Below are 12,753 nucleotides of genomic sequence, written 5' to 3' on the forward strand. Positions count from 1 at the left end.
GGGGGCTGGTAAAAAGTGCGGCAACCCTGTCGCCACATGGCCGGGAGTCACGAGCCGGAACCGGCTATACTGCTCCCCCTATTGAGACAATCAGTACCAAGATCAGGACAGAGACCATGACGGAATCCACCGAATTTTTCGACGAACAGACCCTGCTGGAGATGGTTGATAACCAGCTCGCCGACGGCAACCCCCTGCAGGTGAAGGCCACCCTGATGCGGTTGGTGATGAAGGGCACCCCGCGGGACGAGGCGCTGCAATATATCGCCTGCGCCCTCGGCGCCGAGCTGATGGCGATGGAGGTCGACCAGGGTCCCTTCAACCTGACCCGCTACGCCGAATTTCTCGACAGCCTGCCCGAGATGCCCTGGGCCGAATGACCTCCCCTCGTTAGGCAAGGCGCTCTGCCAGCCATTATCATTACTGCCACGGCCAATCACGGGAGCAGGCAGACATGCGCTGGCAAAATCGTCGGGAGAGCAACAACGTGGAAGACAGGCGCCAGGAGGGCGGTGGCAGCGGGGGCGGCGGCTTTCCCATCGGCGGCAAGGGTCGTCTCATCCTGGTGGTCGTGGTGATGATCGCCGGCTACTACGGCGTGGACTTGAGCCCGCTGCTCAACGATCCCGCCCCGCAGACCCAGGCACCGCGCCAGAATGTGTCTCAGCCGGCCAATGATCCCCTCGCCAAGTTCACCTCAGTGATGCTCGCCTCCACCGAGGATGCCTGGGGGGAGATCTTCGCCCAGAGCGGCAGCCGGTATCAGCCCCCCAAGCTGGTGCTCTATCGCGGTGCCACCCGTACCGGCTGCGGTCAGGGCCAGTCGGTGATGGGCCCCTTCTACTGCCCGGCGGACAGATCCGTCTACATCGATCTCTCCTTCTATCAGGACATGCGCGACAAGCTCGGGGCCGACGGCGACTTCGCCCAGGGCTATGTGGTCGCCCACGAGGTGGGCCATCACGTGCAGAACCTGCTCGGCATCTCCACCAAGGTGCGCCAGCAGCAACAGGGGCTGAGCCAGGCCGCCCAGAACAGGCTGTCGGTCAAACTCGAACTGCAGGCCGACTGCTTTGCTGGGGTCTGGGGCCACTACATGGAGCGGGAGCAGGTGCTGGAGCACGGCGATCTGGAAGAAGCCCTCAACGCCGCCCAGGCCATAGGTGACGACCGACTGCAGCAGCAGGGTCAGGGCCGAGTGGTGCCGGACAGCTTCACCCACGGCAGCTCGGCCCAGCGCCTCGCCTGGTTCAAGAAGGGCTTCGACAGCGGCAAACCCGCCAGCTGCGACACCTTCGCCGCCCGCTAGGCGAAGATGCAGCAAGTTAAAGAGCCGACCTCAGGGTCGGTTCTTTGTTATGGATCCGTCGGTGTTATGGTCTATCGACATCGCCGGATCAGGACTCGTCACTCGCCTCGGCCACTGAGCCGACCGGCAGCAGATCCGTAAAGACGAAGCCGTCCCGCACCACGGTTTCCCCTGTTTCAATGGCCAGCGGCCGCAGGAACATGGGGCCATCGTAGGCCAGGGTGTGAAACTCCCCGTTCTCCCCGCAAGGGTCCACTCCATCGGGCAGGGCCGCCAGCAAGGCTTCATCGAAGTCATGCCCCCCCAGGCTCATCTCCAGCTTCCTGGGATCCAGCGTGCTGATCCGTGCCTTGAGCCCAGCCGCCATCATCTCCCGCGCCAGGACCCGGGTATCGCTACCCCAGAGCGGGAACAGGGCCGTGATGCCGGTTCCCGCGAGCTGGCGCTCCCGATAGGCACGCACATCCTCGAGGAAGAGATCCCCGAACGCCATATGCCGGATCCCCCGCGCCACCACCCCCTCGATGAAGCCGGTCATGATGCGGCCATAGTCTTCGTTGCTGCAGGGCCAGGGCAGATCGATGGCCTCGATGGGCAGCCCCACGCACTCGGCCTGCTGCATCAGCAACTGCTTGCGCACCCCGTGCATGGCGACCCGCTCGAACGCCTGGTTGAGGGTGGTGAACAACCCCACCACCTCGATGGCCGGGTCCTGGCGCAACCGATGCAGCGCCCAGGCGCTGTCCTTGCCGCTGCTCCAGGAGAGCAGCACCTTGGTCTTCGTCATTCTCTATCCAACCCTCGTCTATGGGAGCCATGCAACCTCTGCCGCGGATCCGGGCTCCACGGCCGGTCGCCATCAGGTCCGCTTGTGACCTCAGTGTTGCAAGACTGTGTTGCGAATTGTGCGATTTACATTTCGGGATACAAAAGCATACCCTCGTGGGTGAGCGTATCCCCGCAAAGGATGGGGAACAATAACTAAAAAAATGATGGGAAACATAAGGATATGACTACAATCCGCACACCGCATGAGCACAATCGCCCCCTCAACCGACAGGATTACAAGACCCTGAGCCTGGCGGCCCTCGGCGGCGCCCTCGAATTCTACGACTTCATCATCTTCGTCTTCTTCGCCGTGGTCATCGGCGAGCTGTTCTTCCCGGCCGACATTCCCGAGTGGCTGCGCCAGTTCCAGACCTTCGGCATCTTCGCCGCCGGTTACCTGGCCCGCCCCCTCGGCGGCATCATCATGGCGCACTTCGGCGATCTCATCGGCCGCAAGCGCATGTTCACCCTGAGCATCATCATGATGGCGCTGCCCACCCTGCTGATCGGCCTGCTGCCCACCTATGCGGCCCTCGGCATCGCCGCCCCCCTGCTGCTGCTGTTGTTGCGGATCCTGCAAGGGGCCGCCATCGGTGGCGAGGTGCCCGGCGCCTGGGTCTTCGTGGCGGAACACGTGCCCGCCAAACGGGTCGGCGTCGCCTGCGGCACCCTCACCGCCGGGCTGACCGCCGGCATCCTGCTCGGCTCTCTGGTGGCCACCGCCATCAACCGCGGCATGAGCCCGGTCGAGGTGAGCGAGTGGGGTTGGCGTCTTGCCTTCGTGCTGGGCGGCGTGTTCGGCATCGTCGCCATGTACCTGCGCCGCTGGCTGCACGAGACCCCAGTGTTCGCCGAGATGCAGGCCAACAAGGCGCTGGCCGAGGAGCTGCCCCTCAAGACGGTGCTGCGCGAGCACAAGGGCAGCGTCATCGTCTCCATGCTGCTGACCTGGCTGCTCTCCGCCGGCATAGTCGTGGTGATCCTGATGACCCCGACCTATCTGCAGAAGGTGCACGGCATCAGCCCGACCGACGCCCTGACCGCCAACTCCCTGGCGATCCTGGCCCTGACATTAGGCTGCGTCTTCTACGGCCGGCTCATCGACGCCATCGGCAGCGGCCCCACCTTCATGCTGGGCTCCTTGCTGCTGGCCGGCACGACCTACGCCTTCTACCACGGTCTGGCAGCGGGCATGGATCAGCTGATCCCCCTCTACGCCCTGGTCGGCTTTGCCGTCGGTATCGTCGGGGCCGTGCCCTACGTCATGGTCAACGCCTTCCCGGCCGTGGTGCGCTTCTCCGGGCTCTCGTTCTCCTACAACGTGGCCTACGCCATCTTCGGCGGCCTGACCCCCATGCTGGTCACCCTCTGGATGAAGGAGGACCTGCTCGCGCCGTCCCACTACGTGGTCAGCCTGGCTGCCCTGGGCTTCATCCTTGGCCTGATCTTCTGGTTCCGCCAGCGTGGTCAACATCAGGGCCGTCCACAAACCGCCTGACCCAGGCAGCGTCAGCTCGTGCCACAAGAGATACAATATGAACAAGGGCCCCGACTTTCGGGGCTCTTCCGTTCCGGCTATATTCAGCCGGGCTCCCGTAGAGTAGCCACCCTTTCGGACCAGACCCACGTCTGGTCCCTGTGTTTGCCAACCCTTCCGAGGTGAAAGATGTTCTTCCAGGTCGTATTCATCGCCTTGCTGGCACTGCTGCCCATGGTCAATCCGCCCACCACCGCCACCCTGCTGCTGGGGCTGAGCAAGGGCATGTCCCGCGAGCATATCCGCCGCCAGATCAATCTGGCCGCCATCTACCTGTTCAGCACCCTGTGCGTCAGCTTCTTCATCGGCTCCTCCATCCTGGATCTGTTCGGGATCTCCATTCCCGGCCTGCGCCTGGCCGGCGGCCTCATCATCGCCTTCATCGGTTTTCGCATGCTGTTCCCGGCGCCGTCCCAGGCCACCGAGAACGACATCAACCAGAGCATCGCCTTCGTGCCCCTGACCATGCCCAGCATGTGCGGCCCGGGTACCATGGCCCTGGTGATCAGCGGCGCCGCCCAGATTGCCGAGCTGCCGGCGGACTATAACCGCTTCGTCATCTACTCCGGCATGGTCACCGCCTTCGCCCTGATGAGCCTGCTCAGTTGGGGCGTGCTCAAGCTGGCGGATCCCGTGTGCAAGATCCTCGGTGCCACCGGCATCGACGCCATGACCCGCATCATGGGCTTCCTGCTGGTGTGCATGGGCATGCAGTTCTGCATCAACGGCATCAAGGAGGTGGCGCAGGATCCCGTGTTCCACGGCGCCCCTGCCCCCCAGGTGCAGCACCATATCCCCGCAGGCGAGCACGGCATCAAGCCTGGTCTGGTCGTCCCCGGATCCTGAGGACGGCAAGCAGCCCGGTTAGCGCATTTTTTGTACAGCAAGGGTTCAGCTTGTGAGGCCTACAGTGGCTTGGCCCGTCAAGCTACCACTTAGGAGAGATGGAATGGATAAGATGCTGACCGAGATCCGTAGCTACAGTCTGTTTCATGAGTACCTGAACGTGGTGGGTGCCACCAGCCCCAATCCGGCTCAAGTCACGCAGGACTGGGAGTACAAGAGCGCCAACCGTCTGCTCGCCAGGATCAAGAAGGATCCCCAGGGCAACACCCGCTACTACATAGATGCCCGCGCCATTTCGGTCAATTGACCCGCCTCTGCCCAGCCCCGGCCTTCGCCGGGGCTTTTTATTGCCCGCGCGCCCAACAAAAACCCCGGCACAGGGCCGGGGTTTCTATTGGATAGGTCAGGGCGAGCCGCCCTACTGGGTACCGCCCACGGTGAGGCTGTCGAGCCTGAGGGTCGGCTGACCCACGCCGACGGGGACACTCTGCCCCTCCTTGCCACAGATGCCCACCCCGCGATCCAGCTGCAGATCCCGGCCCACCATGGAGACCTGGCTCATGGCCTCGGGGCCGTTGCCGATGAGGGTCGCCCCCTTGATAGGTGCGGTAATTTTTCCGTCCTCGATGAGGTAGGCTTCGGAGGCGGAGAAGACGAACTTGCCCGAGGTGATGTCCACCTGACCGCCGCCGAAGTTCGGGGCATAGATCCCCTTCTTCACCGAGGCGATGATCTCCGCCGGATCATACTGACCCGCCAGCATGTAGGTATTGGTCATGCGCGGCATCGGCAGGGCAGCGTAGGACTCGCGCCGGCCGTTGCCGGTCAGCGGCACGCCCATCAGGCGGGCATTCTGCTTGTCCTGCAGATAACCCTTGAGGATGCCGTTCTCGATCAGGACGTTATAGCCACCCGGCGTCCCCTCATCGTCGATGGAGACGGAGCCGCGACGCCCTGGCAGGGTGCCGTCGTCGACTATGGTGCAGTGCTTGGAGGCGACCTGCTCGCCGATGCGGCCGGCGAAGGCGGAGGATCCCTTGCGGTTGAAGTCCCCCTCCAGACCGTGGCCCACCGCCTCGTGCAGCAAGACCCCGGGCCAACCTGCCCCCAGCACAACGGGCATAGCGCCGGCCGGCGCATCGATGGCCTCTAGGTTCACCAGCGCCTGGCGCACGGCTTCGCGCACATAGCCGAAGGCACGACTCTCCAGACCATCCAGCTCCAGGAACCAGTCGTAACCGAAGCGGCCACCGCCACCGGCGCTGCCGCGCTCGCGCTTGTCACCCTTCTCGGCGATCACGGTCACCGACAGCCGCACCAGGGGGCGCACGTCGGCGGCCAGGGTGCCGTCGGTGGCGGCCACCAGGATCTCTTCATAGACGCCGCTGATGGAGGCCATCACCTGATTGATGGCGGGATCCAGGCTGCGGGCAAACTTGTCCATCTGCTCCAGCAGGGCGATCTTCTGCTGCTTGTCGAGGGTCTGCAGGGGATCCATGGCCGGATAGAGCAGGTTTGCCGAGGTTCTGGCCCAGGCCTTCACCTTGCCCTGGGCCCCGGCGGCGGCGATGCCGCGGGCGGCGGTGACCGACTGCTGCAAGGCCAGCAGGCTCAGCTCGTCCGAATAGGCGAAACCGGTCTTCTCGCCGCTGACGGCGCGCACCCCCACCCCCTGATCGATGTTGTAGCTGCCATCCTTGACGATGCCATCCTCCAGCATCCAGGACTCGTGCCAGCTGCGCTGGAAGTAGAGGTCACCGAACTCCACCTGATGGCTCATCAGGCTTCCGAGCAGCTGCTGCAGTCGCCCTTCATCGAGATCGTTCGGGGCCAACAAGGAGGCACTAACCTGGCTCAATAGACTCAATTTCTTCTCCAATCTCGATATGAGATGTCATGACGATTCATTCATGGGGACCAACCCATGGGGATCACAGCAAACGGGCGTGCTCCATCACGGGCATGGTGCGTTTCAATTCATCGATAAGCCCGACATCCATCCGCGCCAGCACGGTGGCGCTGCCCGATGGCTGGCAGGCCAGCACCCGACCCCAGGGGTCGATCACCATGCTGTGGCCCCAGGTCTGGCGCCCCGTCTCGTGGGTCCCCCCCTGGTTGGCGGCCACCACGTAACACTGATTCTCGATGGCGCGGGCCCGCAGCAGTGGCTCCCAGTGCGCCTCCCCGGTCACAGCGGTGAAGGCGGCGGGCACCAGCAGCACCCGGGCACCGGCGAGGGTCAGCCGACGATAGAGCTCGGGAAAGCGCAGATCATAACAGATAGAGAGGCCGAGGGGACCAAAGGGGGAGTCCACCAGTGCGGGCTCGCGGCCCGGGCTGAAGGTTTCCGACTCCCGGTAGCGGCCGTGGTTGTCCGCCACGTCCACGTCGAACAGGTGGATCTTGTGATAATGCCCCTTGCACTCCCCGTCCGGTGCGAACACCAGCGAGCTGGTGTGGATATGCTCGGAACCCGCGATAACGGTGGGCATGGCTCCGGCCACCAGCCAGATCCCGTGGGTTTTGGCCCAGTCGGCCAGCTGTCGCTGGATGGGGCCATTCCCCAGGGGCTCGGCACCATCCAGATAACCCTGCCGATCCCCGAAGAGGGCGAAGTTTTCCGGCAGCAGGGCCAACAGCGGGCGATCCGGTGGCAGGGCCGCCAGCTCGGCGGCAATCCTTGCCTGGTTGTCTTGCCAGTGACGGCCTGAAATCAACTGTATGGCGGCTAACCACATGACGCGCTCCTTGTCGTTGGGCAAGCCATGGGGGTCTCCCTTTCGCTTGCCGGGATTACAGCACTATGAGGGCTTTGGGGGCGAGGGGAAAGGGAAATGAGCGGCCCCTTGCAAGGGCTGGCACTCAACGCTGGCCCGAGCCCTGATGCTTGGGATTGAGCAGGAAGGGGGTCACCTCTTGCGCCGGCAGGCTGGGGGCGACCGCATCCACCGCCTCTTTCTGCTGCTGGTTGAGCTTGATCCTGGCCCTGTCCCGTCCCGCCTCGATGAGCTTGGGATCGTCCAGCGGGCCCGAGACCCGGAAGTCGATGCGGGTCACCACGTCCACCACCGGCTCCAGCAGCTTGGAGAGGGCCAGCACATAGAGGCCTGTGATGGGCGTCAGGGAGAAGGCGGCCACCACAGGCAGGGTGCCACCCAGGTTCGGAGAGAAACTCAGCTCGTAGTCGAGGCGCCAGCGCACCAGATCGGCGATGCCCTCCCCGCGCAGGTTGCCCGCCGCCCCCTTCATGTAGAAGTCCTTGTTCTCCGCCACCCCCTGCTTGATCTTGGCCGAGGCGGACATGGACTCGAAGTAGAAGCCCTTGTCGAACACGTCGCGAAAATCGAGGCGCAGCTTGCGCAGCAGGGAGTCCAGGCTCAGCAGGGAGAGCAGGCGTGCCCCCTTGTCGTTGACCTCCCGCAGGGTCCCTCCTTCCAGCTGGTAGTCGGCCGTGCCGGCCAGGGTCGGCAGGTTCAGGCGGTAGGGGACGTCCTGCCAGTTCAGATCCAGCGCTAGCTTGCCAGGGGCGTCGCCTATTGGGGAGGTGAAACCGAGCCGCTTGAGCAGCAGCTCGCTGTTCTGGGTGCTGAGCCGGGCGCTGGCCCGGGTCTGCATCTGGCCGGACCGGGACAGCCATTGTGCGTTGCCCTTGAGGGTGCTACCGGCGAGCTTCATCTCCAGCCCTTTCAGCGAGAGACTGTTGGTGCCTGGCACCAACTCCCCTTTCAGCTCCCCGAGGGGCAGCTTGCCGAAACGGCAGTCCACGCAGCTGAAACGCAGCCAGGGGATGGCATCCATGATGGCCTGATCCTGGCGGGCATCGGCCTTGGGACTGAGATCCGACCCCTTGCCGGACCAGAAGATGCGGGCGAACTTGGCGTCAATGGGTTGCTTGTCGGTGACGGGTACCCGCACCACCCCCATCACATCCGGGCTGTCTATCATCACCTCGGTGGCCTGGCTGACCGGCCCCACGGTGAAGTGCACCGCCTTGAGGTTGGCGCTGCCGATGTCGGCGCGGGCCAGCTGACCATCCACCCACCACTCCTGGGGAAGGAAGGAGGGGCCAACCACGGCGTTGCCGCTCTGGGCCTGGCCTGGCAGCCACTGCTTGAGGCGCGCCAGCCAGCCGGCCACATCCGCCTGCTGCTGATTGATGGCGAGCAGCATGGGCTTGTCCTGCAACACCCGGGCACCGGGCTGACCGACATCGACCCGCACCCGGCTCAGGTAGGGGGCCCCTTCGCCGTACACCAGCCGGCTCTGCATATCCACGTCCGCCCCCAGCACGCCGCGAATGTCGGCGCTGCCGTCGCGCCCCCGCGCCGTGACCTTCAGCGGCAACCGGCTGTCGGCGGGCTTGGCGAGGGGAGACGGCAAGTCCAGCCCCATGCCCTGCAGGTTCGAGTCCAGCGCCAGCTGGAAGCTGAACGGCTTGTCGTGGGGCAGGGTCAGCCCCAGGGTGCCGCTCCAGTTGCTGCGTCCCTTGAGCAGATCGAGGGCCGGAATATCCCGGCGCTGGCGGCTGCTGTCCCAGATCCCCCTGAACTTGAGGTCGACCTGGTAGTGATTGGGCTGTTGCTTGCCCTGATAATCCAGGGTCAGCGGCTGGTTCCACAGGGTCGCCTTCAGGTTGCTGAAGCGCGTGTGCTCGTTGTCATATTCGAGCCTGCCCTGAACCCCCTCCAGAGGCATGTCCAGGGTGGCGATCCTGACCTTGTTGTTGTGGAAGCTGGCATCCCCGCTGGCCTTCACCTCCCCCTCTCCGTCGAGGGGGATATCCAGCTTGACCGTGCCCTTCATGGGCCCGCGGATCTCGATTTCCCGCAGCGCCTGACCGACCGAGCCCCCCAGGGGGGAATCCTGCAAATAGTCGCTGATGGCCTTGCCCTCGCCCGCCACCTTGGCATCCACGTAGAGGTGGGCTCCGGGGGAGAGATCCGGGATCCAGGCGTGCACCGAGTCGGAGCTGGCCTTGCCGAGGCGGGTGGAGCGACTGTTCATGTCCAGGCCCGCATTCTGGAACAAGAGATCGATCTGCAGGTCGGTGAGGGGTTGCCAACCGGGGAAGAACTGGAAGGTGGCCTTCTCCAGGGGCACGGCCACCTGGAAGACGCCCTTACCGTTGTCATAGGGGAAATCCCTGAACTCCCCATACCAGAGCAGATCGGCGCTCGAGGCCTGACCCCCCTTGATGGCGCCGCTCAGGTAGTCCACCAGACCATCGCTCATCACCGCCAAGGGGTAGTAGCGATCCGCATGGGCCGCCGTCTTGACGTCGATGCGACCGGTCAGGGCGAGGAAGGGGTGCTCGAACAGCTCGAGCCGGAAGCGGCTCGCGAGGTGCAGGTCTGAGTTGTCCAGCACTATGTCCTGGCCATAGAGCACCCAGCCCTGAGGCGCTTTCCACCAGTCGAGGCGCGCCTTCAGGCTGTCGACCGGAATGGGCTCCTTGAAGTGACGGGCCGGATCCACCTTGCCCTTGCCGAGGGTCAACCGGGTGCTGCCCCCCTCCGGGGTCAGCCAGAACTCGCCGTTCAAGCCCTGCAGGCCGGGCACATCGTGCCAGGCCTTGGTGCCGAGCCCGACGAACTGACCGCTGAGGGAGAGTCCCTGCCAGTTCGCATCCGCCTGCAGGATGAGATCCTGCAACCTGCCCTGAGGCTGGGTGCGCTTGAGGGTCTCGGTCAGCCTGGGATAGAGGCCGGAGACCAGCTGACTCAGGCCGGCGACCTGCTTGAAGTTGATGGCGGGCACATAACCCTGGATGCGATCTCCCACCCGTTCGAGCTGTAGCCGGCTGTGCAGCCAGGTGGCCCCATCGAGCTTGAAGATGACGTCATGGCTGGCGAGCTGCCACTCCTCCCCTTCCCGCCGCAGCTGGATCTTGCCTCCCCGCAGTTCGAGGCGATGGGGATCGCCCTTCTCCTCGTCTTTCCAGATGAGGTGGTTGTTGCCAAAGGCCAGCAGGGAGTCACCGAGCTGACCGTTCGCAAAGTCGCTCCAGAGCTGGAAGTCGAGCTGACCGGTCACCCTGGGCTCGCCGGCGTGGATCCGGGCCAGCATGGGGCTGATGTCGAGCTCGCTGGCCCCCAGGTAGATCCGCCCCTTGAGCCTGTCGAGGCGAACCTCGGGGGCATCCACGTCCAGGATGAGATCTATGGTGCTCTCGCCGATGCCGTTGATGAGGTAGGCCTTGCCCACCCCCTGGTGGCGCTTGCCGCGATTCTGCCAACGGAGCTGGGCGATGTTGAGGGCGCGCACCTCCCCCAGGGCCGTGGTGACGCTGAGGCGGGTGTCGTGGATGTCGAAGGTGGAGAGCTGGGTCAGCAGGAAGCGCAGCAGGGCCTCCTGCTGGTTCGGGTTCTTCTCGCCGCTCGGCGCCGCTGGCTGGGCCAGATCCAGCGCAATGTCCCCATCGTTCAGCATCAGCTGGCCGAAGACGGGCTTCCATTCGTTGAGGGAACGCCAGAAGTCGAGGTGGGCCCACACCTTGCCGAGGCGCAGGGAGAAGCGGCCGGAGTCGGGGTCGATGGCGAGCCCCTGTAACTCGAGGGCCGGCCCGCGCTGGGTCCAGTCAAGGCCGACGTGCTCGACGCTGACCTCCAGCTTGCTGTCTCCCAGCAGGGTGGCGATCAGCGCCTGTCTGTGCTGGTTGAGCAAAGGGCCGCCAAGACGCACCACACTGACCAGGATGGCCAGCAGCACGAAGAAGACCCCGAGGGCTAACCAGCCCCGACTCAACCAGCGATAGACCAATTACATCATCACCACGTCGAATTGTTCCTGCCCACAGAGCGGCTCCGTCACCACCCTGACCTGTTTGCCGATGAAGACTTCCAGCTCGGCCAGACTGTGGGACTCCTCGCCACGCAGGTAATCGGCCACGGAGGGCGCCGCATAGACGGTGAACTGATCCGCATCGTAGGCGCGGTTGACCCGGATGATCTCCCGCAGGATCTCGAAGCAGACCGACTCCACCGTCTTGACCCGACCGCGCCCCTTGCACTCGGGGCACTCGGAGCAGAGCACGTGTTCCAGGCTCTCGCGGGTGCGTTTGCGGGTCATCTCCACCAGGCCGAGCTGGGAGAAGCCATTGACGTTAGTCTTGGCCCTGTCTTTCGCCAGCGCCAGCTCCAGGCTGTGCAGCACCCGGCGACGATGATCCTCGGACTGCATGTCGATGAAGTCGATGATGATGATGCCGCCCAGGTTGCGCAGCCGCAGGTGGCGCGCGATGGCGGCGGTCGCCTCGACGTTGGTGTTGAAGATGGTCTCTTCCAGATTGCGGTGGCCGACGAAGGCGCCGGTGTTGATGTCCACCGTGGTCATGGCCTCGGTCTGGTCGATGATAAGGTAACCGCCGGATTTCAGTTCCACCTTGCGCTCCAGCGCCCGCTGGATCTCGTTCTCCACGTCGTAGAGATCGAAGATGGGGGAGTCGCCGAGGTAATACTCCAGCTTGCCGGCGAGCTCGGGCACGTACTCCTCGGTGAAACGCTTGAGCTGATCGAAGCTCTGGCGGGAATCAACCCGGATCTTGTCGAGCTCGGTGCCGACGAAGTCGCGCACCACCCGGAAGGCCAGGCTGGGATCCTCGTAGAGGATCTTGCAGGGGGGATACTTCTGCTTGCGCTCCAGGATCTTGCGCCACAGGCGCTTGAGGAAGGCCGCATCCTGTTCCAGCTCCTGCTCCCCCACCCCTTCGGCGGCGGTGCGGATGATGTAGCCACCGAGATCGTCCACGTAGCCAGCCACGGTGCGCTTGAGGCGCTCACGCTCGGCTTCCGATTCGATGCGCTGGGAGACCCCCACGTGGGCGCTGCCCGGCATGAAGACCAGATAGCGGGAGGGCAAGGTGATGTCCGTGGTGAGGCGGGCCCCCTTGGTGCCCAGGGGATCTTTCACCACCTGCACCATGATGTCCTGACCCTGGCGCACCAGCTCGGCGATGTTGCCGGCCTGGAACTGCTCCTTCTCCTTGATCGCCACACACTCGGTGTGGGGCACTATGTCGGAGGCGTGCAGGAAGGCGGCCTTGTCCATGCCGATGTCGACGAAGGCGGCCTGCATGCCGGGCAGCACCCGGCTGATCTTGCCCTTGTAGATGTTGCCCACTATGCCGCGCTTGGCCTGGCGCTCCACGTGCACTTCCTGCAGCAGGCCATTCTCGACCAGGGCAACCCGGGTCTCCGAGGGGGTGACGTTCACCAGCAGTTCTACTGACATAAGT

At 64.5% G+C, this 12,753-nt stretch carries 10 protein-coding genes; 5 read left to right on the plus strand and 5 right to left on the minus strand.

Translation table 11 applies throughout. The annotated features are described in order from the left end of the window. Nucleotides 1-116: 116 nt before the first annotated feature. Together ACT5M9_RS10200 and ypfJ are read left to right on the plus strand one after the other, a co-directional pair. Nucleotides 117-380, plus strand: coding sequence for a hypothetical protein (locus ACT5M9_RS10200; protein WP_457981754.1), 264 nt, complete (start codon nt 117-119; stop codon nt 378-380). A 74-nt stretch (nt 381-454) separates the two neighbouring features. Beyond that, the gene (gene ypfJ, locus ACT5M9_RS10205) at nt 455-1,309 is read left to right on the plus strand and encodes a KPN_02809 family neutral zinc metallopeptidase (protein ID WP_457981753.1); all 855 of its coding nucleotides are present in this window, start codon (nt 455-457) and stop codon (nt 1,307-1,309) included. 88 nt (nt 1,310-1,397) lie between these two features. On the opposite strand, the gene ACT5M9_RS10210 is transcribed toward ypfJ, so the two are convergent. After that, complete coding sequence (locus tag ACT5M9_RS10210; protein WP_457981752.1) at nt 1,398-2,096, minus strand: Dph6-related ATP pyrophosphatase; 699 nt, start codon at nt 2,094-2,096, stop codon at nt 1,398-1,400. A 222-nt stretch (nt 2,097-2,318) separates the two neighbouring features. On the opposite strand from ACT5M9_RS10210, the gene ACT5M9_RS10215 reads away from it, so the two are divergent. The 3 genes from ACT5M9_RS10215 (at nt 2,319) to ACT5M9_RS10225 (ending at nt 4,827) form a co-directional block, all read left to right on the plus strand. After that, entirely contained in the window at nt 2,319-3,635 is a 1,317-nt protein-coding gene (locus ACT5M9_RS10215; protein WP_457981751.1) for an MFS transporter, read from the plus strand. A gap of 168 nt (nt 3,636-3,803) precedes the next feature. Continuing rightward, nucleotides 3,804-4,520 carry a MarC family NAAT transporter gene (locus ACT5M9_RS10220; RefSeq protein ID WP_457981750.1) on the plus strand — a complete coding sequence of 239 codons (717 nt, stop codon included), beginning with the start codon at nt 3,804-3,806 and terminating at the stop codon, nt 4,518-4,520. Between the two features lie 103 nt (nt 4,521-4,623). Beyond that, the gene (locus ACT5M9_RS10225; protein ID WP_438551706.1) at nt 4,624-4,827 is read left to right on the plus strand and encodes a hypothetical protein; all 204 of its coding nucleotides are present in this window, start codon (nt 4,624-4,626) and stop codon (nt 4,825-4,827) included. Between the two features lie 111 nt (nt 4,828-4,938). On the opposite strand, the gene tldD is transcribed toward ACT5M9_RS10225, so the two are convergent. The 4 genes from tldD to rng all read right to left on the minus strand — a co-directional run bounded on the left by tldD (nt 4,939) and on the right by rng (nt 12,749). Continuing rightward, the gene (gene tldD, locus ACT5M9_RS10230) at nt 4,939-6,387 is read right to left on the minus strand and encodes a metalloprotease TldD (protein ID WP_438551707.1); all 1,449 of its coding nucleotides are present in this window, start codon (nt 6,385-6,387) and stop codon (nt 4,939-4,941) included. A 64-nt stretch (nt 6,388-6,451) separates the two neighbouring features. Then, nucleotides 6,452-7,258, minus strand: coding sequence for a carbon-nitrogen hydrolase family protein (locus ACT5M9_RS10235; protein ID WP_457981749.1), 807 nt, complete (start codon nt 7,256-7,258; stop codon nt 6,452-6,454). A gap of 124 nt (nt 7,259-7,382) precedes the next feature. Beyond that, nucleotides 7,383-11,279, minus strand: coding sequence for a YhdP family protein (locus ACT5M9_RS10240; protein ID WP_457981748.1), 3,897 nt, complete (start codon nt 11,277-11,279; stop codon nt 7,383-7,385). Then, nucleotides 11,280-12,749 (minus strand): ribonuclease G, encoded by a 1,470-nt coding sequence (gene rng / locus ACT5M9_RS10245; RefSeq protein WP_457981747.1) that lies wholly within the window; start codon nt 12,747-12,749, stop codon nt 11,280-11,282. Between the last annotated feature and the right edge of the window lie 4 nt (nt 12,750-12,753).

The sequence above is a fragment of the Aeromonas sp. AE23HZ002T15 genome, assembly GCF_054165525.2.